Raw genomic sequence first — 22222 nt, 5'->3', positions numbered from 1 at the left:
GCGGTCAACAATGCTTATGTTGACCACATGGTCAAGAACTTGTCGCGCCCCACGCCGCAGGGCCACGGGGCACTGAGACTGGCCGCCGCCCTCGTGCGGGTGTACGTCGGGATCGTCGTCCTGACCCTCGCCGCGCTGGTGGTCCTGAGCCTGACAGCGCCCGGACAGGCCACCGCGCACGCATGGGGCCACGCCGTCGTCGTCGCAGTGTTCGCCGTCGTCCTGCCGCTGCGCCTGCGTAGAGCGCGCGCGGGAGACCGAGGAGCGGTGCGGGCCGTCGGGATCGTCGCCGCCGTGCTCTTCCTGGTCAACGTGGTCGAGGCCATGCTGCCGGCGTTCCCGCTCTGGATGCGTGTGGACATGCTCATCACCGCGGTCGTCGTGCTCGGCGTGGCGCTCGACGTCGTCCGGTGGGCCGTGCGCCACCCTTGACCCGTGCCCCCCACCTCAGAGAGCTCTCCGACGCGCAGCCGCCGGCGGACGCCCGCCGAACGGCGCGAGGAGATCGTCGAGGCTGCCACGGCCGTGGTCGCTGAGCTCGGCTACGCGAACGCCACGCTCACCGAGATCACGCGACGGGCAGGCGTGTCGAAGGGGCTGCTGTGGCACTACTTCGACGACCGTGACGACGTCATGCAGCACGCGGTCACCCACCTCGCCGGACGCCTGCGGGCGGCACTCGTCTGCGACGTCGACCTCGGCGCGCCGGTGCCCGAGGTGGTCCGCGCGGTCTTCGCCCGTACGGCGCTGTTCACCCGGACGCACCAGCGGGAGCTCCGGGCGCTCGACGAGATCGTGCACAACCTCCGGACGCCCGACGGGCGCCGTCGCATCACCCTGCTCGACTACGAGGAGGTCCACGCCGACCACGCCGCGCTGCTCGCCCGCGGGCAGCGCGACGGCACGATCCGCGCCGGCGACCTCAGCACGCTCGCCTCCAGCTACCAGGCACTGATCGACGGCATGATCGCCCACCTCCAGGCCCACCCCGACGTCGATCCTCCGACCTACGCGGACGGCGTCGCCGACCTGTTCCTGCACGGAGCGGCACTGCACTGACCTGCTCTCGCCGAGGCCCCCTTCCCGCCACGGACATGACGAGGCTCCCGGACCCTGTGGTCCGGGAGCCTCGCCAGCCGACAGGGGTCTCGGGGTCAGGAGACGCTGCAGGCGGGCAGCCCCAGGACGACGAGGGCGCAGCGGATGCCGGCCTTGTTGTTGGCGTAGTTCGTGTCCAGCACCGCCGTCCGCGGGTCGGACAGCTCGAAGCTCCACTGGCTGAAGGCCGAGACCTCGACCGTCGAGAGCAGGAAGGTCCTGCTCTGCCCGGGCAGCAGCGGCTCCTTGAGGTACACATCGCCGTCGTAGCCCGAGCCGAGGACACCGATGGCCCAGTCCTCCTGGATCTGCGGGTCGCCGAACAGCCCGATCCCGACCGCGCGGTTGGAGTGGAAGGTGAACTGCGTGCCGGCCGGGATCGTCGTGTTGCCCTGGTTGCGCACGACGAAGTCGCGCTGGCCGACGCCGGTCTGCGCGCTGACGACGATCTCGGGATGCCGGACGGGCGCCGGCGCTGCGGATGCCGTCGCCTGGGCGGTCTTCGTCTCGGCGGCGTTCGCCACGGAGGCGGTCCCGACGAGCGAGCAGAGGACGGCGGCGACCAGGCCGACCGCAAACGTACGGGAAACGGTCATGATGACTCCTGTACACGAGGTGGAGGTACGCGGCCCGGACGGGCCGCGTGGTCTCACCATCGCCGCCACGGACGCGGCTCCCTCCAGACCGGAAGATCTCCGTGGCGTCGCGCCCGGAACTCCGTAACGCCATCCCGTCGCGCCGGTGTCCACGGTCAGGATGCAGGTGTCGCCGCGTCGCGCCTCGGGGACATCACGGCACAGCGGTGAGATCGGACAGCGGGCCGCCTCGAGACGCTCGCGAGCGCGACCGCGAGCCGCGTCAGTGCCACGCAGCACGGACCCGTGGGGCCAGGTCGCGGCCTCGCACGACTGACCGCGAGCCGTGCGAGGCCTGGTTTGATCGGCCGACCCGCACGGTGCAGACTGGCCGAGGCGGTGCGCCGGCCGAAGCACAGGCGCAGGTGGGCACCGCCCGGGGATGGAACGGAGGAGTCGTCGTGGTCACACGGAGGATCGTGATCCAGCAGATGAGGACGAGACGGACCGCCGTCGTGCCCCGTCTCGGCTGACCGGAGGAACACGTATGTCCAGTCCCCGCCTGCGCGATCATCCCGATCTCCTCTACACCATCGGCGACTTCGACGCCCTCTACCGGTTCGGGTCCGCGGGCGGCAGCCGTCCGATCCGCAGCCACATGCGCCGCGTGCGGGAGACCATCGCCGACGTCTTCGAGGACAACCCGGAGGTCATCGACCGCGAACCCGCGTGGCTCCCCGTCGTGAACCACCTCGGGCGGGCGCTGGACCTGGGGTCCCGGGGTGACTTGAGCACCCTCAGCGACTCCATCCGCAGGATCTCCGGTCGGCTGACCTGGGAGCACGGCTACGAGAAGGTGCCGCGCGGCCTGGCGAAGAAGTACGGGTACTGCGAGATCGTCGGGCCGCGAGGGCCGGTCGTGACCGACCGCATCGTCCTCGGGCTCGTGCTGTTCGCGCCCGAGGCCGTCTACCCGCAGCACCACCACCGCGGCATCCAGGAGTCGTACGTGGCGATAGCCGGCGAGTGGTCGGAGAACGACGGTGCCGTGCACGCACCCGGGTCCCTGATCCTCAACGAGGCGGGCCACGAGCACCGCATCACGACCGGACGTCAGTCCCCCTGCCTCCTGGCGTACTCCTGGCTGGGTCCCGCTGATCGGCTGATCGATCCCGCGATGCGCTTCTCGCCGCGTCGCCGCTCGACCAGACCCTGACACCGCGGTGGACCGGCGTGGACCCGCCCGCGCGCTTCGCCACCTCACGGAGGCCGCTGCACGACCTCGGCGTCGATGCCGGGCACGACGACCAGCCCAGAGAACGATGGAACCTCCGAACCCCTGAGGGTTCGGAGGTTCCCGATGTCCCGAGACATCACACGGTCGGGCTGACAGGATTTGAACCTGCGACCCCCTGACCCCCAGTCAGGTGCGCTACCAAGCTGCGCTACAGCCCGAACAACCTGAGCCAGCCTACCGTACGCGCTCGCCGCGGCCCCACCTGGCCTCAGGCGCTCGCGAGGGGCAGGGTCCGGCGGCTCGTGAAGCGACGCGGAGCGTCGTCGACGGGGTCGGTGAAGGCGAGCTCGTGGGCCAGGAGCTGCAACGGGGTGGTCATGTCGTCGACCGCGACGTCGAGCACGTCGGGGTACAGCGGGTCCCCGACGATCGGCACGCCGAGCCCCCAGAGGTGCAGGCGCAGCTGGTGGGTGCGGCCGGTCTCGGGGCGCAGCCGGTACACGGCCTCGTCGCCCCGGACCTCCTGCAGCTCCACGTGCGTCACCGCGTTCACGGGGGCGTCCGGTACGACCTCGGCGCGCAGGGTCCCCCGGTCCTTGCGCACGTGGTCGCGCACGGTCCTCGGCAGCTCCAGGGACGGGTCGAACGGCGCGAGCGCCAGGTACGTCTTGCGCATCGCGCGCTCGGCGAACAGCTGCTGGTAGGCGCCGCGCCACCGCCGTTCCTTCACCAGCACCAGCACGCCCGACGTCACGCGGTCCAGACGGTGCGCGGGCGTCAGCTCGGGCAGGTCGAGGCTGTCGCGCAGCCGCACGGTGACGCTCTGGCGCACGTGCCGTCCGCGCGGGATCGTGGCCAGGAACGGCGGCTTGTCGACCACCAGCAGCCGCTCGTCCTCGTGCAGCACGTCGATCGTGCCCGGGACCTCCGGCTCGTCACGCAGCGCGCGGTGGAACCACACGAACGTGTGCGGACGGTAGGGCTCCTCACCCGTGAGCGGCGTCCCGTCGTCGAGCACGAACCGACCCTCGGCGAGCAGCTCCTCGACGCCGACCCGCTCGGGCAGCTTCTGGCGCAGCCACGCGCCCATGGTCGGGGCGGGCGACGGCCGGGTGCGGTCGTGGTCGGGCGTGCGCACCCAGGCGGCGCCGAGCCCGTGGCGGGGCGGCAGGGGCGAACGCGGCGGCACGAGCCCGTCCCGTCAGCGCTTGCGCTTCTCGCGCGGACGCTGCTGGATGTGGATCGGCGTGCCGACGAAGCCGAACTCCTCGCGCAGCCGACGCTCGACGAAGCGCACGTAGCCCGCCTCCAGCTTCCCCGACGTGAAGAGGATGAACGTCGGCGGAGCGGTCGAGGCCTGCGTGCCGAAGAGGATCTTGGCCTGCTTGCCGCCCCGCACGGGGTGCGGGTGCTCGGCGACGAGCCGACCGAGGAAGGAGTTCAGCGCGCCCGTGCCGATGCGCGTCTCCCAGCCCTCGAGGGCGGCGTCGAGCGCGCGCACGAGCCGGTCGACGTGCCAGCCGGTGCGGGCGGCGATGTTGATGCGCGGCGCCCACTGCACCTGCACGAGCTCGCGCTCGATCTCGCGCTCCAGGTAGTAGCGGCGCTCCTCGTCGACCTTGTCCCACTTGTTGAACGCGACGACGAGGGCGCGGCCCGTCTCGGCGACCGAGGACACGATGCGGATGTCCTGCTCGGTGAACGGCATGCTCGCGTCGACGATGACGACGGCCACCTCGGCCCTCTCGATGGCCGTCGACGTGCGCAGGCTCGCGTAGTACTCGTGCCCCGAGGCCTCGCGGACCCGGCGGCGGATGCCGGCGGTGTCGATGAACCGCCACTCGCGTCCGCCCAGCTCCACGAGCTCGTCGACGGGGTCGACGGTCGTGCCGGACGCGTCGTCGACGACGACCCGGTACTCCCCCGCGAGCTGGTTCAGCAGGCTCGACTTGCCCACGTTGGGCTTGCCGACGATGGCGACCCGGCGCGGACCGCCGATCTCGGACTCCCGCTCCTCGGGCGCGTCGGGGAGCGCGGCGAGGACGGCGTCGAGCATGTCGCCGCTGCCACGACCGTGCAGCGCGGAGACGGGGTACGGCTCGCCGAGCCCCAGGTTCCAGAGCGACGCCGCCTCGAGCTCGCCCCGCTGGTCGTCCACCTTGTTGGCCGCGAGGACCACGGGCTTCTTCGCCGCGCGCAGGATCCGCACGACCGCCTCGTCGGCGTCGGTGATGCCGACCGTGGCGTCGACGACGAACAGGACGGCGTCGGCAGCCTGCACGGCCACCTCCGCCTGCGCGGCGATCCGCTCCGCGAGCCCGCGCGCCTCGGGGTCCCAGCCGCCGGTGTCGACCACGGTGAAGGCCTTGCCGTTCCACTCCGCGTCGTAGGGCACGCGGTCGCGGGTGACGCCGGGGACGTCCTCGACGACGGCCTCGCGGCGGCCGATGATGCGGTTGACGAGCGTCGACTTGCCGACGTTGGGCCGTCCGATGACCGCCAGGACGGGCAGGGGCGCGTCGCCGCGCGGCGCGGTGGACTCAGACATCGGCAGTTCCTTCGGGCAGGGGGCCGGGCAGCTGCAGGTGCCCGGTGTCCGCGGCCCACTCGACGTGGTGCCGCAGGTGATCGGTGATCCGGCGCCCGACCTCGGCCACGTGGGCCCGGGTGCGGGGCCACGGAACGGGCGCGATCCGTAAGGGTTCACCGTAGACGACGTCGATGCGCGCCCCCCGCGCGGGCCTGCTCTCCGGGTGCCCGCCCGGTGCCCGCGTGCCGAACAGCGCCACCGGCACGACCGGCGCGCCGGAGACCATCGCGAGCCAGGCGACGCCGTCCTTGGTCCGCCGCACGTCACCCGCGCCGCGCTGGCCCTCCGGGTACACGACGACGCACTGACCGGCCGCGAGCGCACCGGCCGCCGTGCGCAGGGCACCGACGTCGCGCTCCTCCCGCCGCACCGGGATCTGTCCGGCGAGGCGCAGGACCCGGGCGGTGCGACCCTCGAAGGCCTCCCGCTTGACGAGCGCGTGCGCGTGACGCGGGGCGCACAGGATGAGCAGCGGGCCGTCGAGCCACCCCACGTGGTTGCTGGCGAGGATGACCGGGCCCGCGACGGGCACGTGGTGCGCGCCGCGCTGACGCACGTCCCACTGTCGGTCGACGTAGCGGCGCACGGCCGGGCGCAGCGACCGCAGTCCTGCCTCCGGCAGGGCACGCGGCGCGTACGCCGGGGCTCCGGCGCCGACCAGGGGCTCGGTCACGTCGTCCGGGCCTCCTCGACCAGCTGCACCACCGCGTCGACGACCTCGTCGAGGGTCAGGTGGGTGCCGTCGATCTGCACGGCGCCGTCGGCGCGGGTCAGCGGCGACGTGGCGCGGGTGGAGTCGATGGCGTCGCGGGCGGCCAGCGACGCGGCGGTCGCGGCCTCGTCGGCCCCGCCCCGCTCCGCGGCGCGACGTGCGGCACGCGCCTGCGCGTCGGCGACGAGGAACACCTTCACCGGGGCGTCAGGGGCCACCGTCGACCCGATGTCGCGACCCTCCACGACGATGCCGTCCGCGGCCTCGGCGATGATCGCGCGCTGCTGGTCGACGAGCATGCTGCGCACCTCCGGCACTGCCGCCACCGGGCTCACGTGCGCGTTCACGTCGTCCTCCCGGACGGCCTCGGAGACGTCGGTGCCGTCGACGGCGATGGTGGGCGCCTGCGGGTCGGTGCCCGACTCCAGCCGCAGGTCGACCGCGTCACGCGCGATGGCGGCGGGGTCGCCGAGGTCGGTGCCACGCTGCAGCAGCGCCCACGTGACCGCGCGGTACATCGCGCCCGTGTCGAGGTAGGCCAGCGACAGGCGCGTGGCCACGCCCCGCGCGGTGCTGGACTTGCCCGATCCGGACGGACCGTCGACGGCGACGACGAAGGGGGTGCTCACAGGTGCTGGCTCCTCGGAGGGGATGGACGGACGGATCAACGGTAGGCGGACCAGGCGCGTTCGGTGAGCCGGGCGACGAGCTCATCGGCACGATCGGCGGCGACCGCGATCTCGACGAGTCCCACCGGGCGACCGAGCTCGTGGTCGATGCGCAGGTCCTCGATGTTGACGCCCGACTCGCCCACGTGAGCGAACAGCCGGGACAGCGCCCCGGGGGTGTCGGGCACCTGCACGTTGACGACGACCAGCTCGACGGGCTCGCCGCCGTGCTTGCCGGGGATGGCTCGGGTGCCGACGCGACCGGCCTCGAGCACGCCGCCGACCACGTCGCGGTCGCGCAGCGCGTCGATCAGGGTGTCGAGGTCGTCGCGCACGGCCGTGAGGACGGCGCCGATCTCGGCGGCGTTCGTGGTGATGATGTCGCGCCAGAGCGCGGGGTCGCTGCCGGCCACCCTGGTGACGTCGCGCAGCCCCTGGCCCGCGAGGGCGAGGTGCGCGGGCGGTGCGTCCACGAGGCGTGCGGCGGTCAGCGTCGACAGCACCTGCGGCACGTGCGACACGAGCGCGACGGCACGGTCGTGCGTGTCGGCGTCCATCACGGTGGGCACGGCGCCCAGCATCACGGCGACCTCCTCGACCAGCCGCACGGCCGCGTCGGTGGCGCCGGCCGCGGGCGTGATGACCCAGGGTCGTCCCTCGAACAGCCGCGCCGAGGCCGCCAGCGGTCCGGAGCGCTCGCTCCCGGCCATCGGGTGGCTGCCCACGTAGCGGTCGAGGCCGGCTCCCCCGGCGACCTCGCGCGCGACGCTGCCCTTGACGCTCGCGACGTCGGTGACGACGGCGGCGGGGTAGGTCTCGAGCGCCTCCCGCACCGCGGCGGCGGTGGCCCGTGGGGGCACCGCGACGACGACGAGCGCCGGGCCGTGCACCGGATCGGCGCTGCCCGCTCCCCGCTCGACGGCGGCGGCGACGTGCTCGGGGTCGCGGTCGCTCAGGTGGACGTCGATGCCGTGCTCGCGCAGCGCGAGCGCCACCGAGGTGCCGATGAGGCCGCACCCGACGACGAGGGTCGGGGGCAGCGACGTCATGCGGACACGCTATCGAACAGGTCCCCCAGCTCCTCGCGGGTCAGCTCGCGCGAGCGTCCCACCCCGAGGCCGCCGAGGTGGATCGGGCCGAAGGTCGTGCGTGTCAGCTCCACGACCGGGTGGCCGACCGCAGCGAGCATGCGTCGCACGATCCGGTTGCGCCCCATGTGCAGGTCGAGCTCGACCAACGAGCGACCGCGGGAACGGTCCTTCACGACGAAACGGTCGACGGCGGCCGGGCCGTCCTCGAGCTCGATGCCGTCGCGCAGCCGACGGCCCACCGCGTCGCCGACCGCACCGTCGACGAGGGCGACGTAGGTCTTGGTGAACTCGTACGACGGGTGCGCGAGCCGGTGGGCGAGGTCGCCGTCGTTGGTGAGCAGCAGCAGGCCCGAGGTGTCGGTGTCGAGACGGCCCACGTGGAACAGGCGCTCGTCGCGTCCGGCCACGAACTCCGTCAGGTCGCGGCGACCCTGCTCGTCGGCCATCGACGACACGACACCGCGCGGCTTGTTGAGCACGAGGTAGGCGTGGTCCGACGGTGGCGGGATGCGCCGACCGTCGACCCGCACGAGGTCGGTGTGCGGGTCGACCCGGATGCCCATCTGGGTGACGACCTCGCCGTTGACCTCGACCCGGCCGGTCGCCATCAGCTCCTCGCAGCGGCGACGGCTGCCGACCCCGGCCTGGGCGAGCACCTTCTGCAGGCGGATGCCTTCGGCGTCGCTCACGCGGTCCCCTCCCCCTCGGTCGGACCCGGGGTGGGCGAGTCTGGGGTGGACGAGCCGGTAGCGGACGATCCTGGGTCGTCGGTGTCGAGTCCGTCGGCGACCTCGGCCGTCGCGTCGTCGGAGACGCCCGGGGGCACGAGGTCGTCCTCCATGTCCTCGATGTCCGGCAGCATGGGCGCGATGTCGGGCAGCTCCGCGAGCGACGCGAGCCCCATCCGCTCGAGGAAGTAGCTGCTGGTCCGGTACAGGTGCGCCCCGCTCTCGGGGTCGGTGCCGGCCTCCTCCAGGAGTCCGCGCGTGACCAGCGTGCGCACCACGCCGTCGACGTTGACCCCGCGGATCGCCGAGATCCGCGAACGGCTCACGGGCTGGCGGTACGCGACCACGGCCAGCGTCTCGAGCGCCGCCTGGGTGAGCCGGGCCTGCTGCCCGTCGAGCACGAACCGCTCGACGGCCGGCGCGAAGGCCTCGCGCGTGAAGTAGCGCCAGCCGCCACCGACGTGGCGCAGCTCGAAGCCGCGTCCCTGCTCGGCGTACTCCGCCGCCAGCTCGGAGAGGGCGGCCTGCACCTCCACGGGCGGGTGGCCCACGGCCTGGGCGAGGGTCAGGTGGTCGAGGGGCTGGTCGGCGACCATCAGCACCGCCTCCAGCGCCGGCCGCAGCGCGAGCAGCTCGAGCTCCAGCTCGTGCGGGCCACGGAGCGACCCGTCAGTGGGCCCTTCCTGGTCGCCCGTCTCCTGCCCGCCCGTCTCCTGTTCAGGGGGTGCCGTCTCGTCGACGGGCGCCTCGGTGGTGCTCGCGTCGGGCGTGGCGTCAGGCATCGTCGTCCTCCGGGATGGTCAGGGCGGGGGTGATCCCGTCGTCGGCGGTGTGACCGTCGAACTCGTCGCCGACGTCGATGTCGACGTCGTCGTCACCGCCGGTCCAGCGCAGGTGCAGGTCGCCGAGCGGGCTGGCCTGGTCGAAGCCGACGACACCCTCCCGGAACAGCTCGAGCAGGGCGAGGAAGCGCGCCACGGTCGTCATGAGGTCAGCGTCGGCGGTCAGCGCGCGGAAGGTGGTGGTGCGCTCGCGGCGCAGCCGGTCGACGACGAGGTGCGCCTGCTCCCGCACGCTCACGGTCGGGGCGTGCAGGTGCGCGAGCGACAGCACGGGCTCGGGCCTCGGCTGCAGCGCCCGGGCGGCGAGCGCCGCCAGCTCGTCGGGGCCGATCGAGAAGACCACCTCGGGCAGCAGCGCGGCGAACCGCGGCTCGAGCCCCACCTGGCGCGGGTAGCGCTTCCCCTCCGTCGCGAGGCGGTCGGCGAGGAAGCTCGCCACCTGCTTGAAGGCGCGGTACTGCATGAGCCGGGCGAACAGCAGGTCGCGCGCCTCCAGCAGGGCGAGGTCCTCCTCGTCCTCGACGTCGGCCTGCGGCAGCAGCCGGGCCGTCTTGAGGTCGAGGAGCGTGGCGGCGACGACGAGGAACTGCGTCGTCTGCTCCAGGTCGCCACCGAGCTCGCGGACGTAGGCGATGAACTCCGTCGTCACGGTCGACAGCGCCACCTCGGTGATGTCGAGCTGGTGCTTGGAGATGAGCGACAGCAGGAGGTCGAAGGGGCCGTCGAAGACCCCGACGTCGACGCGGAAGCCGTCCGCCTCCGTGGCCTGCGTGTCGTCGGCCGACAGGCTCATGCCGAGCCGAGCCGCCGGGCGAGGTCGCTGTCGTCGCCGCGGGTCTCGAGGTCCTCCAGCGCCAGGGCGATCGCGGCCCGCACCAGGCGTCCGCGGTCGACGTTGCGCCGCACGCTGCTGCGCAGCTGGAGCCGGGCCTGCTCGATCGCCAGCAGCTCCTCGCTCGTGACGTAGACCGTCATCTTCTCGTCGTGCTTGATGCGTCCGCTGTCGCGGGGTGCCGCGGGAGCAGCGGACCCGGCGGGCTCCTGCTCGGCCTGGTCCGGCTCGACGCTCGGGTCGGGTGCGGGGCGGCGCGAGCGGGCGGAGGGCGCCGTGGGACGGAACAGCTCGTCCGCCCCGGGCATGCTCACGCGTCGGGGCATCGGTGCAGCACCTCCCGGGCGAGCTGGCGGTACGCGTCGGCTCCCGGCGAGCTGGCGGCGTACTCGGTGATCGGCACGCCGGCGACCGTCGCGTCGGAGAACTTGACGGTGCGTCGGATGACGGTGTGGAAGACGAGGTCGCCCCAGCCCTGCACCAGCGTCTGCAGCACCTCACGGCCGTGCAGCGTGCGACCGTCGTACATCGTGCCGAGCAGGCCGATGATGCGCAGGTCGAAGTTGGTGCGGTCGCGGACCTTCTCGATCGTCTCCTTGAGCAGCGCCACGCCGCGCAGCGCGAAGTACTCGCACTCCAGCGGGATGATCACGCCGTCGGCAGCCGTCAGGGCGTTCACGGTGAGCAGGCCCAGCGACGGCTGGCAGTCGATGAGCACGACGTCGTAGTCGTGCAGCACGGGGTGCAGCGCGCGGGCGAGCACCTGCTCGCGGCCGACCTCGGTCACGAGACGCATCTCGGCAGCGGAGAGGTCGATGTTGGCGGGCACGAGGTCGAGGCCCGGCACCGACGTCTCGAGGACGATGTCCTTGAGCGTCAGCTCGCGGTCCATCAGCACGTGGTAGATCGACTGCTCGAGGTCGTGGGCGTTGAAGCCCAGCCCGACCGTCAGCGAGCCCTGCGGGTCGAAGTCGAGCAGCAGCACCCGCCGTCCCGCCTCGACCAGCGCCGCACCCAGGTTGATGGTGGTCGTCGTCTTGCCGACGCCGCCCTTCTGGTTGCACATCGCGATGATCTGCGCGGGTCGGCCGCCCTGGCGCGGTGACGGCTCGGGGAAGTCGGGCGCGGGGCGTCCGGTGGGTCCGAGTTCGTCGCTCATCAGTCTCCTTACGCCGCGGCCGGTCGCCGCCCGGCGATCGTCGGGCCACTGTACCGCGCTCGACGGGCGTCCCGGCGCGCCTGGCCCCGCCGGTCGGGACCGCTCTCCCGGCGCTCCTGCTCAGTCGACGGCGCGGGGGTGCGACGTCGCGTAGACCTCGCGCAACCGGTCGACCGTCACGAGCGTGTAGATCTGCGTCGTGGTGACCGAGGCGTGCCCGAGCAGCTCCTGCACGACGCGGACGTCGGCACCGCCGTCGAGGAGGTGGGTCGCGAAGCTGTGCCGCAGGGTGTGCGGCGAGACGTCGGCATCGACCCCGGCGGCACGCGCTGCCCGGGACAGCACCGTCCACGCGCTCTGGCGGCTCAGCCGTCCTCCGCGGGCGTTCAGGAACAGGGCCGCCCCCACCGCGTCCGGTGGCCGACACGAGCCCCGGTCGGGCGACGGTCAGGTAGTCGCCCAGCGCGGCCGCCGCGTAGGAGCCCACCGGCACGATGCGCTGCTTGCCGCCCTTGCCGCGCAGCAGGGCCGTGCCCTCCTCCAGGTCGAGGTCGTCGACGTCGAGACCGACCGCCTCGGAGATCCGCGACCCCGTGCCGTACAGCACCTCCAGCAGCGCGCGGTCGCGCTTGGCCAGGCTCGTCCCCGCCGCGCCGGCAGCCTCGAGGATCGCCTCGACCTGGTCGAGCGGCAGCGCCTTCGGCAGCCGCGAGGCGGGACGGGGCGGCTTCACGGCCGCCGTCACGTCGGTCGCGACGAGCTGCTCGCGCAGGCAGAACTTGTGGAACCCCCGCACCGCGACGACCGCCCGCGCGGCGCTCGAGGCGCCGAGGGGCGCGTGCCCCTCGTCGCCCGTGCGCAGCGCCGCGAGGAAGGCCAGCACGTCGGTCTCCGCCACGTCGGCCACGTCGTGCACGCCGGCACCGTGCAGGTGCTCGCGGTAGCGGCGCAGGTCGCGCCGGTAGCTGCCGAGCGTGTTGGCGGCGAGACCCCGCTCCACGCCGAGGTGGCCCAGGTAGTCCTGGACGGCGCGGTCGAGGTCGCCGGCGTCGCTCATCGTCGCCGGCTCAGCCGCGGGCGCGGCGGGCCGCCTCGGCCAGCACCGCGGCGCACATCGTCGCGTCGCGGACCCGCCCGTCGAGCACCGCGTCGACGACGGACTCGAAGGGGACCCACCACTGCTCCATGTCGGCCTCCTCGGCGTGGCGCTCGGTGCGCTCGTCCTCGGGGACCGGGCGCAGGCCGGTCGCCCGGTAGACCTGGCACACCTCACTGGAGTACCCGCCGCTCGAGACGATCGACAGCAGCGGCGCCCAGTCGGCAGCGACGACGTCGGCCTCCTCGGCCAGCTCGCGGGCGGCGGCCTCCTGCGGCTCCTCCCCCGCGACGTCGAGGGTGCCCGCGGGCAGCTCGACCAGGCGTGCCCCGACCGGGTGCCGGTACTGCACGACGAGGAGCAGCCGGTCGTCCTCGTCGAGGGCGAGCACGCCCACGGCACCCTGCGGACGCACCACGACGCGTCGGTGCTCGTCGCCGCTCGGGTCGACGATCGCGTCGACCTCGACGTCGAGGTAGCCGCTGGTGAAGACCTGCTCGTGGAACGCGACGGGCCAGGACTCGGCCCGGTCGGCGACCTCGTCGACCAGGACGCCGGGCAGCGTGGGGTGCGGGCTCACGACGTCGGCGCGTCGGCGCCCTCGACCACGTCGGCACCGGTCGCCGGGACCTCGACCGGCAGCCGCGTCTCGCGCTGCCGCTTGAGCGCTGCCTTGACCAGGCCGGCGAACAGCGGGTGCGGGCGCGTCGGCCGCGAGCGCAGCTCCGGGTGGGCCTGCGTGGCCACGTAGAACGGGTGCACGTCGGCGGGCAGCTCGACGAACTCCACGAGCGTCCCGTCGGGCGACGTGCCGCTGAACACCAGCCCTGCCGCCTCGAGGCGGTCGCGGTAGCCGTTGTTCACCTCGTAGCGGTGACGGTGCCGCTCCTCGACCTTGTCGGCGCCGTAGACGCCGGCGACGACGCTGCCCGGAGCCAGCGCGGCCTCGTAGAGACCGAGACGCATGGTGCCGCCGAGGTCGCCAGCGCCCTCGACGAAGGCTTGCTGCTCGGCCATCGTCGCGATCACGGGGTCGCTCGCGTCGGGGTCGAACTCCGTGGAGCTCGCGCCCGGGATGCCGGCGACGTGGCGAGCGTGCTCGATGACCATGCACTGCAGGCCGAGGCAGAGTCCGAGCGTCGGGATGCCGCGCGTACGGGCGTGCTGCAGGGCGCCGACCTTGCCCTCGATGCCGCGGATGCCGAAGCCGCCCGGCACGCAGATGCCGTCGACGTCGGCCAGGTGGCGCGCGGCCCCCGACTCGGTGCCGCACTCGTCGGAGGGCACCCACCGCAGGTGGACCTTGGTGTCGTTCGCGAACCCGCCGGCGCGCAGGGCCTCGGCCACTGAGAGGTAGGCGTCGGGCAGGTCGACGTACTTGCCGACGAGCGCGATCGTGACCTCGTCGGCCGGCTGGTGCACGCGACGCAGCAGGGCGTCCCACTCGGTCCAGTCGACGTCGCGGAACGGCAGGTCGAGACGGCGCACGACGTAGGCGTCGAGGCCCTCGCGGTGCACGACCTTCGGGATGTCGTAGATCGACGCGGCGTCGCTGGCGGTGACGACGGCCTCGGTGTCGACGTCGCACATCAGCGAGATCTTGCGCTTGACCGACTCGGGGATCTCGCGGTCGGAGCGGCAGACGATCGCGTCGGGCTGGATGCCGATCGAGCGCAGCGCGGCGACCGAGTGCTGCGTCGGCTTCGTCTTCAGCTCGCCGGACGGGCCGATGTAGGGCACGAGCGAGACGTGCAGGAAGAACACGTGCCCCCGGCCGATCTCGTGGCGGACCTGGCGCGCCGACTCCAGGAACGGCTGGCTCTCGATGTCGCCGACCGTGCCGCCGATCTCGTGGATGACGACGTCGACGTCGGGCCCGCCCATCGCGAGCATCCGGTCCTTGATCTCGTTGGTGATGTGCGGGATCACCTGGACGGTGTCGCCGAGGTAGTCGCCGCGACGCTCGCGGGCGATCACGTCGGAGTACACCTGGCCGGTGGTGACGTTCGCGCGCCCGACAAGGTCCTCGTCGAGGAAGCGCTCGTAGTGGCCGATGTCGAGGTCGGTCTCGGCGCCGTCGTCGGTGACGAAGACCTCGCCGTGCTGGAACGGGTTCATGGTGCCGGGGTCGACGTTGAGGTACGGGTCGAGCTTCTGCATCGTGACCCGCAGTCCCCGGGACTTCAGCAGCCGGCCGAGCGAGGAGGCGGTGAGCCCCTTGCCGAGGGAGGAGGCGACGCCTCCGGTGACGAAGACGTGCTTGGTGACGGCGCTGCCCTGCAAGGTGACTCCCGTGGTCGTGGGCCTGGATGCGGCTCAGCGGGACCGACGGCGGGCGCCGTGGTCGTCACTGCTCCACGGGATTCCAGTGTAGCCCCTCGCCGCGGCGGCCATGACCAGCCGGGGCGGCGCGGCGACCACGCGCCGGACTAGCGCGGGACGGAGCCGTCCTGGCTGCGCGAGGTGCCCCACGCACCGGTCTCGCCGGCGGCCACGCGGGCGAGGGCGAGAGCCGTGACGGCCCGGCCGGCGGCCGAGTCGGTCACGTCGACGGTCGAGACCTGGGAGGCCTCGCGGCGGACGACGTCGACCGCGCCACCGTCGAGGCTGGACGCCGACGGACCGGCCAGCAGCGTGCCGTCGCCGGTGCCGGCGAGCGCGCGCAGCAGACCGGTGACGACCTCGGCGGAGTCGCCGAGTCGCGACGGGCCCGCGACCACGACGGCCTGGCCGGCGAACCGCTCGGGTGCGGCGCTGGCCGAGGTCAGACCGCCCTCCTCGAAGGCGGACGCCGTCGTGCGTGCGGTCTGGTCGAGCTCGCGGCCGGCGCGGCCGAGCAGCGAACGACCCAGCGCCGCACCGACGCGCGCGTAGCCCTCGCCGGAGGAGTCGGGGGCCGCCTCCTCGGTGACGCTCTCGGCGAACTGACGGTTGGCCGGGTCGACGAGCTTGGCGGTCAGCGCGACCGTGCCGGTGATCGTCGCACCCGCCCTCTCCAGGTTGCGACGGACGCCGGCGACCTGCTCCGCGTCGGCGCCGGGCAGGGTGAGCAGCACGACGGACCGGTCGTCGAGGGTGCCCTCGATGAGGCCGGTCGACGTGCGCGCCGCGTACCCGTTCTCGAAGGACACGAGTGCGGAGTCGCCGGCCGACGACGAGCCCTGCTCGCGGTCGGGGGCGAAGCGGCCGTCGAGCGCGCCGGCGCCGAGCGCGACGCCCGCGGCCAGGGCCAGCAGGACCGCGGCGATCGAGACGAGGTGGTACCGGAAGGTGATCATCTACAGCAGTCCTTCGAGCCAGGTGCGGAGGTCGGCCAGGCGCTCGCCGAGCACGGCGTACCAGTCGGCGCCCGTGGGCGTGGTGCCCACGGCGGCGACGACGGCCAGGACGCCCGCGAGCAGGATGAGCAGCACGGGCCACGCGGGCATGGTGCGGCGGGTGAAGTGGGCCACGGCGTGCGCGTCGACGAGCGTCGCCGACGTCCGCAGCCGCGTGACGAACGAGCTGGCCACGTCGGCCGTGCCCCGTTCGAGGAACTCGACCAGGCCGCGCGGCGCCCCGACCTCGACGACGACCGGCGCGTCGTTCGCGTCGGCCAGCAGGATCGCGAGGTCGGCTGCGGAGCCCGTCGCCTGGAACACGGTCACGTCGACGTGCGCGCGCTCGAAGCGCTCCGCACCGTCGGTGCGTCCCGACGGGCTCACGACGACCACGTCGGCGCCGCTGCGCAGGGCGCGGTCGGACAGGTCCTGGAGGTGCCCGATCACGACGTCGGGCTTGATGCGGGTCTCCAGCAGGGCGTCGGCGCCGGCGGCCACGCCGACGACGACCGCGCCGGAGTCGCGGATCCAGCGACGGATCGCCTTGAGGTCGTGCTCCCACTGGTAGGCGCGCGAGACGACGACCACGGGCCGACCACGGAGCTTGGCGTCGAGGCGCGGGATCCTGGCGCCCTCGAGCAGCAGGGCACGCTCGCGCTCCAGGTGGTCGGAGGCGTTCGCGGTGAGCGAGCCAAGCTTCGTGGCGAGCTCGCGCTCCGCGGCACCGAGCCGCTCGGAGCGGGTCGCGTCGTCGACCATCTGGCCCTGCGCGACGAGCACCTCGTTCTTGAAGATCTTGCCGTCGGCGATGCGGACGGTGTCGCCGCTGCGCAGCCTGGTCCAGATGCCCGCACCGACGTGGTCGACAAGGGCGATGCCGGCGTCGGCCAGCACCTGCGGACCGGAGTTGGGGTAGCGACCGGTCGATGACTCCGCCGCGTTCAGCACCGCCCGGACCTTGCGCTGCACCAGGGCGTCGGCCTGGGCGCGGTCGAGGTCGGGCAGGTCGACGACGGCGATGTCGCCCGCGCGGAGCGACTTGGCGGCACCGTCACCGGCGCGGGCGAAGCGCACGACCCCGACGATGTCGCCGGTCGTGTCGTCGGTGGATCGGGTGCGTCGAGACATCGTCGTCCATCGTGGCACGCACACCCCGGCCCTCCTGGCAGGTCGGGTCGGCGCGTCACGGCGCGTCGGCCGGTCGGCTCAGAGCCGTCCGGCCAGCTCCAGCAGCTCGCGGGCGTGCGCCTGCGCGGCCTCGGACTCGTCCTGGCCGGCGAGCATCCGCGCCAGCTCGTCGACACGCGCCTGGCCGTCGAGCCGCACGACGCTGCTGCTCGTGACGTTGCCGTCGTCGTCCTTCATGACGTGGAAGTGGTGGTGCGCGAAGGCCGCCACCTGCGGCAGGTGCGTCACCGCCAGCACCTGGGGGCCCTCGGCCAGCCGGGCGAGCCGGCGGCCCACCTCGACCGCCGCGCGCCCGCCGATGCCCGCGTCGACCTCGTCGAACACCAGCGTCGGGACCGTTCCCTGGTCGGCGAGGACCACCTCGAGCGCCAGCATGAGGCGCGACAGCTCGCCCCCGCTCGCCCCCTTCGCCAGCGGACGCGGTGCGGAGCCGTTGTTGGCGGCGAAGAGCAGCTCGACGTCGTCGATGCCGTGGGCCGCGGGAACGGCGCCCTCGGGCACGCTGACGGCGACCTCGAGCCGGGCCGACGGCATGGCCAGCTGGGTGAGCTCCTCCCCCACCAGCGCCGCGAGCCGGGTGCCGGCCTCCCGGCGCACCTCGCTCATGCGGTGGGCGAGGTCCAGCACCTGGGGCTCGAGCGCCTCGACCTCCGCCTCGAGGTCGGCGATGGCCTGGTCGTCGTGGTCGAGCTCGCCGGCCTCGGCGGCAGCCTTCTCCTGCCAGGCCAGCACGTCGGCGACGGAGGGGCCGTACTTGCGCTGGAGGGCCGCGAGGGCCGCACGGCGTTCCTGGACCGCGGCCAGCCGGGCGGGGTCGACCTCGACACCGTGGGCGTAGGCGCTCAGGTCGGCCGCGACCTCGTCGAGCAGGATGCCCACCTCGCGCAGCCGCTGTGCCATGTCGTCGAGCTCGGGATCGTGCCCGGCGACGTCCTGCAGCGCCGCCGACCCGGAGGCGACGACGTCGCGCGCGGCGGCGCCGTGGTCGCCGGCGAGACCCTCGTGCGCGGTCAGCGCGGCCTGCACCAGCGCCTCGGCGTGGGCGAGCCGGCCCTCCTCGGTGACCAGCTCCTCGTCCTCGCCCTCCCGCGGCTCGACGTCGGCGATCTCCGCGAGTCCGTGCTGCAGGAGGTCGAGCTGGCGGGCCCGTTCCTGCCCGTGCTGGCGCAGCTCCTCCAGGCGCGCCCGCGCGGAGCGCAGCCGGGCGTACCGCGGGGCGTACTCGTCCGCGAGCGCCGCGAGCGAGTCGCCCGCGAAGGCGTCGAGCGCCGACCGCTGGGCCGACCCGCGCAGCAGCCGGTGCTGGTCGGACTGTCCGTGCACCGCCACCAGGGCGTCGGTCACGTCGGACAGCACCGCGGCCGGCACGGTCGCACCGCCGGCGACGGCACGCGACCGGCCCTGCGCCGACAGCACCCGACCCAGCACGACGACGTCGTCGTCGACCGTGCCCCCGGCGTCCTCGACCGTGCGCACGACCGGCGACCCGCCCGGCACCTCGACGCTCGCCTCGACCCGCGCCTGGCGCTCGCCGTGCCGCACGAGGCCCGCGTCGGCACGCCCGCCGCGCAGCAGACCGAGCGCCGTCACGACCATGGTCTTGCCCGCCCCCGTCTCACCGGTGATGACGGTGAAGCCCGCGTCGAGCTCGAGCTCGGCGGACTCGATGACACCGAGCGAGCTGAGCCGCAGGTGCTGCCACATCAGACGTCCTCGACCCGTCGCCCGAGGCGACGCTGCTCCGCCGTGCCGCGCCAGCCGGCGACGGGCAGGTCGAACTTGCGGACGAGCCGGTCGGCGAAGGGCGCCTCGTGGAGCCGGGCGAGGCGGGCCGGGGTGGTGGCACGTCGGACCTCCACACGGGCGCCCCGCGGCAGCTCCGCGGCACGGCGCCCGTCGCACCAGAGCACCCCCGCGGTCGTCTCCCCCATGACCTCGATCGCCAGGGTCGAGTTGGGCGAGACGACCAGCGGCCGCGCGAAGAGGGCGTGCGCGCTGATCGGGACCATCAGCAGGGCCTCGACCTCCGGCCACACGATCGGTCCGCCGGCGCTGAAGTTGTAGGCGGTGGAGCCGGTGGGCGTGGCGCAGACGACGCCGTCGCACCCCCAGCGCGAGACGGGCCGGTCGTCGATCTCGACGACCAGCTCGAGCATGCGCTCGCGCGAGGCCTTCTCGACGGTGGCCTCGTTGAGCGCCCAGTTCGTCGCGACGACCTCGTCGCCGACGCTGACCGTGACCTCGATCGTCAGCCGCTCCTCGACCCGGTAGGTCCGGTCGACGACGCCCTGCACGACGGCCTGCAGGTCGTCGACGTCGGCCTCGGCGAGGAATCCGACGTGCCCGAGGTTCACGCCGAGCACCGGCGTCTGGGTGCCCCGGCAGATCTCGGTGGCGCGCAGGATGGTGCCGTCGCCACCGAGGACCACCGCGAGCTCGCAGCCGTGGGCCGCGCCCTCCCGCGCAGGGATCACGCCGACCTCGCCGATCCCGGCCGCCACGAGGTCGTCGCGGTCGGACTCCAGCACGCAGACACCGATGTCGGCAGTGCGCAGGTCGGTGGCCAGGCGCGCCGCGAGCGACGTCGCCTCCTCGCGTGCGGTGTGGACGATCAGCAGGACGCGGCGCTCGCTCATGCGTCGTCCCCGTCCGCCGTCCCGAGGGGCCCGCGCGCGACGACATCGGCGACGGCCGAGCGGTCGGGCACCGACGGCTCGGGGTCGCGCCGCAGCCAGCAGAAGTACTCGACGTTCCCCGCCGGTCCGGGCAGCGGGCTGGCCGCCAGCCCGTGGGTGCCCCACCCCTGCTCGAGCCCGCTCGCGCAGACGCCCAGCACCGCGTCGGCATGCAGCTCGGGGTCGCGCACGACCCCGTTCTTGCCGAGGTTGCCGCGGCCCACCTCGAACTGGGGCTTGATCATCAGCACGATGTCGCCCTCCTCCTGGCAGACGGCGGTCAACGCGGGCATCACCACGGTAAGGGAGATGAACGACAGATCGGAGACGACCGCGTCGACGGCGCCGCCGACGTCCTCGCGGGTCAGGCTGCGCACGTTCGTGCGGTCGTGCACCTGGACCCGCGGGTCGTCGCGCAGCCGCCAGACGAGCTGGCCGTACCCGACGTCGACCGCCACGACCTCGCGCACGTCGCGGCGGAGCAGCACGTCGGTGAACCCGCCGGTGGAGGCGCCGGCGTCGAGCACGCGCCGACCCTGCAGCCGCAGTCCCTGCGGCTCGAACACCTCGAGGGCGCCGAGCAGCTTGTGCGCGCCGCGGGAGGCCCATCCCGGGTCGTCGTCCTCCCGGACGACGACGGCCTGGTCGGTGCCGACCTGCGTGGCCGGCTTCGCCGCCCGCTGGCCGGCGACCAGCACCTTGCCGTCCGCGATGAGCTGACCGGCGTGGTCACGGGAGCGCGCGAGCCCCCGGCGCACGAGCTCCGCGTCGAGCCGGACCCGCCGGCTCACGAGGAGCGGCCCGGCCTGCTCGCCCCCGTGAGCACCTCGCGCAGGGTGCGGTGCACCGCGTCGAGCACCTCGGGGCGACGGGCCAGCTCGACCTCCTCGAGCCGCTCGAGCTGCTCGACCAGGGCCAGCAGCTCCGGGTGGTCGGCACAGGCCTCCTGGGCCCGCGCGACGACTGCCGCCACCGGGTCGACGCCGTCGTCCACGGGCGGCTGCGCGGACGCCTCGCTCGCGGGGTCGTGGTGCTCGGTCACCGTGTCATCCTCCCAGACGGACGTCCGGCACGTCGTGCCCGGCGTCCACGGCCGACCAGGCGAGGCCGAGGACCGCGCGCACCGACGTCGTGGCGGCGGGGTCGCCGCTCGTCAGCACGACGGTGCCGGCCCTGCGCTCTGCCGTCGCGTCGCCGCACCGGGAGATGTCCCCGTCGACGACGACGGCGAGGTGCTGCTCGACCAGGCCACGCAGGTCGGTGGAGACGAAGCCCGGGCGGCGGTCGGGCGCGAGCGCCGCCAGCTCCGCGAGGTCGCTCACGCCGGTCAGCACGGCGAGCGCCGGGATGCCCGCCCGGGTGGCGCCGTCGATGTCGGTGTCCACGCGGTCGCCGACCATGAGGGGGTGCCGGGCACCCGTCCGGCGCAGCGTCTCGTCGAAGAGGGGACGTTCGGGCTTGCCGGCGACGCGGGGCTCCCGTCCGGTGGCGGCCACGACGGCGCGCACGAGGGTCCCGTTGCCGGGCGCCGTGCCCCGTGGCGTCGGGATGCTGAGGTCCAGGTTGCTGGCGTAGTACGGAAGTCCGGCGGCGACCGCGTACGCGGCCTCCGCGAGGTGGCGCCACCCGATCTCGCGGTGGAACCCCTGCACCACGGCCGCGGGATCGTCGTCCGCGGAGTCGACGCAGACGAGTCCGGCCGCCTCGAGCGGCTCGCGCAGCCCCGGTCCGCCGACGACCAGCACGCGCGAGCCCGACGGCAGGTCGGCGGCGATCATCCGAGCCACGGCCTGCGCCGAGGTCACGACCTCGCCGTCGTCGTGCACGGGCATCCCGAGGTCGCGCAGGTGCCGAGCCACCTCACCAGCCGGACGTGCGGCGTTGTTGGTCAGGTAGGCGATCCGTGCGCCGTGGCTCACGCAGGTCTCCAGCGCCTCGGAGGCGCCGGGGACGGCGTCGGCCCCTACGTAGACGACACCGTCGAGGTCGAGCATGACGAGGTCGTGAGCCTCGCAGAGCGGGACGTCGCTGGTCAGCAGAGGCATGCCTCCGAGACTACTGAGCGGCGGCCACCGCACTGCACGAGGCCAGCTCGACGGCGTACCAGCTCTGCCCGCCACCGGCTGCTCGACTGAAGCGACGCCGCAGGCACCCCGTCACCGCGACGGTCGCGCCGTCCTCCAGGCGTGAGACGGTCCGCCTCAGGCGTGAGGTCCAGGCGACGCACTCGATCGTGTCGACGGTCTGCCGCGACCGAGCGCGGGCCCCTGCCCGAGGCGGGTCCCGGCGGACCACCAGACGGAACGTGACGATCTCGTCGCCGCTCGGCAGGGTCCGCTGCTCGGGCGTGCCGGACACCCGGCCCGTGAGGGAGACGAGGTTCTGGTGCGATGGCTGCTGCGTCATCTCCC

The 22222-nt window shown here is 73.7% G+C and carries 24 protein-coding genes, 1 tRNA gene and 1 pseudogene; 3 read left to right on the top strand and 23 right to left on the bottom strand.

The annotated features are described in order from the left end of the window. The first annotated feature begins 27 nt into the window (after positions 1–27). The gene (locus QE370_RS10365; protein WP_309634309.1) at positions 28–432 is read left to right on the top strand and encodes a hypothetical protein; all 405 of its coding nucleotides are present in this window, start codon (positions 28–30) and stop codon (positions 430–432) included. 3 nt (positions 433–435) lie between these two features. After that, positions 436–1059 carry a TetR/AcrR family transcriptional regulator gene (locus QE370_RS10360; protein WP_309634308.1) on the top strand — a complete coding sequence of 208 codons (624 nt, stop codon included), beginning with the start codon at positions 436–438 and terminating at the stop codon, positions 1057–1059. A gap of 95 nt (positions 1060–1154) precedes the next feature. Here the strand turns inward: QE370_RS10360 and QE370_RS10355 are convergent, their stop codons facing one another. Further along, positions 1155–1694, bottom strand: coding sequence for a hypothetical protein (locus tag QE370_RS10355; protein ID WP_309634307.1), 540 nt, complete (start codon positions 1692–1694; stop codon positions 1155–1157). 526 nt (positions 1695–2220) lie between these two features. Between QE370_RS10355 and QE370_RS10350 the strand changes: the two genes are divergently transcribed. Then, positions 2221–2889, top strand: coding sequence for a dimethylsulfonioproprionate lyase family protein (locus tag QE370_RS10350; protein WP_309634306.1), 669 nt, complete (start codon positions 2221–2223; stop codon positions 2887–2889). Between the two features lie 165 nt (positions 2890–3054). Here the strand turns inward: QE370_RS10350 and QE370_RS10345 are convergent. The 22 genes and pseudogenes from QE370_RS10345 to QE370_RS10240 form a co-directional block, all read right to left on the bottom strand. After that, positions 3055–3128: transfer RNA gene (locus tag QE370_RS10345), tRNA-Pro, on the bottom strand. A 50-nt stretch (positions 3129–3178) separates the two neighbouring features. Continuing rightward, positions 3179–4000, bottom strand: a complete 822-nt coding sequence (locus QE370_RS10340) for a pseudouridine synthase (protein WP_309635254.1) — start codon at positions 3998–4000, stop codon at positions 3179–3181. 111 nt (positions 4001–4111) lie between these two features. Continuing rightward, entirely contained in the window at positions 4112–5458 is a 1347-nt protein-coding gene (gene der / locus QE370_RS10335) for a ribosome biogenesis GTPase Der (RefSeq protein ID WP_309634305.1), read from the bottom strand. Next, a complete protein-coding gene (locus tag QE370_RS10330; RefSeq protein WP_253022826.1) occupies positions 5451–6173 on the bottom strand; it encodes a 1-acyl-sn-glycerol-3-phosphate acyltransferase in 723 nt (240 codons plus the stop codon). The genes der and QE370_RS10330 overlap by 8 nt, the downstream gene beginning before the upstream one ends. Next, positions 6170–6841 (bottom strand): (d)CMP kinase, encoded by a 672-nt coding sequence (gene cmk, locus QE370_RS10325; RefSeq protein WP_309634304.1) that lies wholly within the window; start codon positions 6839–6841, stop codon positions 6170–6172. Before cmk ends, QE370_RS10330 begins: the two co-directional genes overlap by 4 nt. A 35-nt stretch (positions 6842–6876) precedes the next feature. Next, positions 6877–7929, bottom strand: coding sequence for a prephenate dehydrogenase (locus tag QE370_RS10320; RefSeq protein ID WP_309634303.1), 1053 nt, complete (start codon positions 7927–7929; stop codon positions 6877–6879). Continuing rightward, on the bottom strand, positions 7926–8660 hold the full coding sequence (locus QE370_RS10315; RefSeq protein WP_253022832.1) for a pseudouridine synthase: 735 nt from the start codon (positions 8658–8660) through the stop codon (positions 7926–7928). The genes QE370_RS10320 and QE370_RS10315 overlap by 4 nt, the downstream gene beginning before the upstream one ends. Then, complete coding sequence (scpB, locus tag QE370_RS10310; RefSeq protein WP_309634302.1) at positions 8657–9481, bottom strand: SMC-Scp complex subunit ScpB; 825 nt, start codon at positions 9479–9481, stop codon at positions 8657–8659. The genes QE370_RS10315 and scpB overlap by 4 nt, the downstream gene beginning before the upstream one ends. Next, a complete protein-coding gene (locus QE370_RS10305) occupies positions 9474–10334 on the bottom strand; it encodes a ScpA family protein (RefSeq protein WP_253022835.1) in 861 nt (286 codons plus the stop codon). Before QE370_RS10305 ends, scpB begins: the two co-directional genes overlap by 8 nt. Continuing rightward, complete coding sequence (locus QE370_RS10300) at positions 10331–10699, bottom strand: hypothetical protein (protein WP_253022837.1); 369 nt, start codon at positions 10697–10699, stop codon at positions 10331–10333. Before QE370_RS10300 ends, QE370_RS10305 begins: the two co-directional genes overlap by 4 nt. Next, a complete protein-coding gene (locus QE370_RS10295; RefSeq protein WP_067859124.1) occupies positions 10684–11532 on the bottom strand; it encodes a ParA family protein in 849 nt (282 codons plus the stop codon). The genes QE370_RS10300 and QE370_RS10295 overlap by 16 nt, the downstream gene beginning before the upstream one ends. Positions 11533–11652: 120 nt before the next feature. Further along, positions 11653–12589 (bottom strand): annotated as a pseudogene (xerD, locus tag QE370_RS10290) (site-specific tyrosine recombinase XerD). 10 nt (positions 12590–12599) lie between these two features. Beyond that, on the bottom strand, positions 12600–13208 hold the full coding sequence (locus tag QE370_RS10285) for an NUDIX hydrolase (protein ID WP_309634301.1): 609 nt from the start codon (positions 13206–13208) through the stop codon (positions 12600–12602). Next, the gene (locus tag QE370_RS10280) at positions 13205–14911 is read right to left on the bottom strand and encodes a CTP synthase (RefSeq protein WP_309634300.1); all 1707 of its coding nucleotides are present in this window, start codon (positions 14909–14911) and stop codon (positions 13205–13207) included. Before QE370_RS10280 ends, QE370_RS10285 begins: the two co-directional genes overlap by 4 nt. A 146-nt stretch (positions 14912–15057) precedes the next feature. Continuing rightward, positions 15058–15906, bottom strand: coding sequence for a copper transporter (locus QE370_RS10275; protein WP_253022845.1), 849 nt, complete (start codon positions 15904–15906; stop codon positions 15058–15060). Further along, the gene (gene steA, locus QE370_RS10270; RefSeq protein WP_309634299.1) at positions 15907–17076 is read right to left on the bottom strand and encodes a putative cytokinetic ring protein SteA; all 1170 of its coding nucleotides are present in this window, start codon (positions 17074–17076) and stop codon (positions 15907–15909) included. A 78-nt stretch (positions 17077–17154) separates the two neighbouring features. After that, the gene (gene recN, locus QE370_RS10265; protein WP_309634298.1) at positions 17155–18840 is read right to left on the bottom strand and encodes a DNA repair protein RecN; all 1686 of its coding nucleotides are present in this window, start codon (positions 18838–18840) and stop codon (positions 17155–17157) included. Then, on the bottom strand, positions 18840–19772 hold the full coding sequence (locus QE370_RS10260) for an NAD kinase (RefSeq protein WP_309634297.1): 933 nt from the start codon (positions 19770–19772) through the stop codon (positions 18840–18842). Before QE370_RS10260 ends, recN begins: the two co-directional genes overlap by 1 nt. After that, positions 19769–20602: a TlyA family RNA methyltransferase gene (locus QE370_RS10255; protein ID WP_309634296.1), complete on the bottom strand. Its 834-nt coding sequence runs from the start codon at positions 20600–20602 to the stop codon at positions 19769–19771. Before QE370_RS10255 ends, QE370_RS10260 begins: the two co-directional genes overlap by 4 nt. Further along, positions 20599–20853, bottom strand: coding sequence for a hypothetical protein (locus QE370_RS10250; RefSeq protein ID WP_309634295.1), 255 nt, complete (start codon positions 20851–20853; stop codon positions 20599–20601). Before QE370_RS10250 ends, QE370_RS10255 begins: the two co-directional genes overlap by 4 nt. A gap of 4 nt (positions 20854–20857) precedes the next feature. Further along, positions 20858–21856, bottom strand: a complete 999-nt coding sequence (locus QE370_RS10245) for an HAD-IIA family hydrolase (protein ID WP_309634294.1) — start codon at positions 21854–21856, stop codon at positions 20858–20860. A 10-nt stretch (positions 21857–21866) separates the two neighbouring features. Further along, positions 21867–22217, bottom strand: coding sequence for a single-stranded DNA-binding protein (locus tag QE370_RS10240; RefSeq protein ID WP_309634293.1), 351 nt, complete (start codon positions 22215–22217; stop codon positions 21867–21869). Between the last annotated feature and the right edge of the window lie 5 nt (positions 22218–22222).

It is taken from the genome of Aeromicrobium sp. SORGH_AS_0981 (assembly GCF_031453195.1).
In the GTDB taxonomy this organism is placed as follows: domain Bacteria; phylum Actinomycetota; class Actinomycetes; order Propionibacteriales; family Nocardioidaceae; genus Aeromicrobium.
Note: the sequence above shows the minus strand (reverse complement) of the source record. Positions and strands in the feature narration are given on the sequence as shown.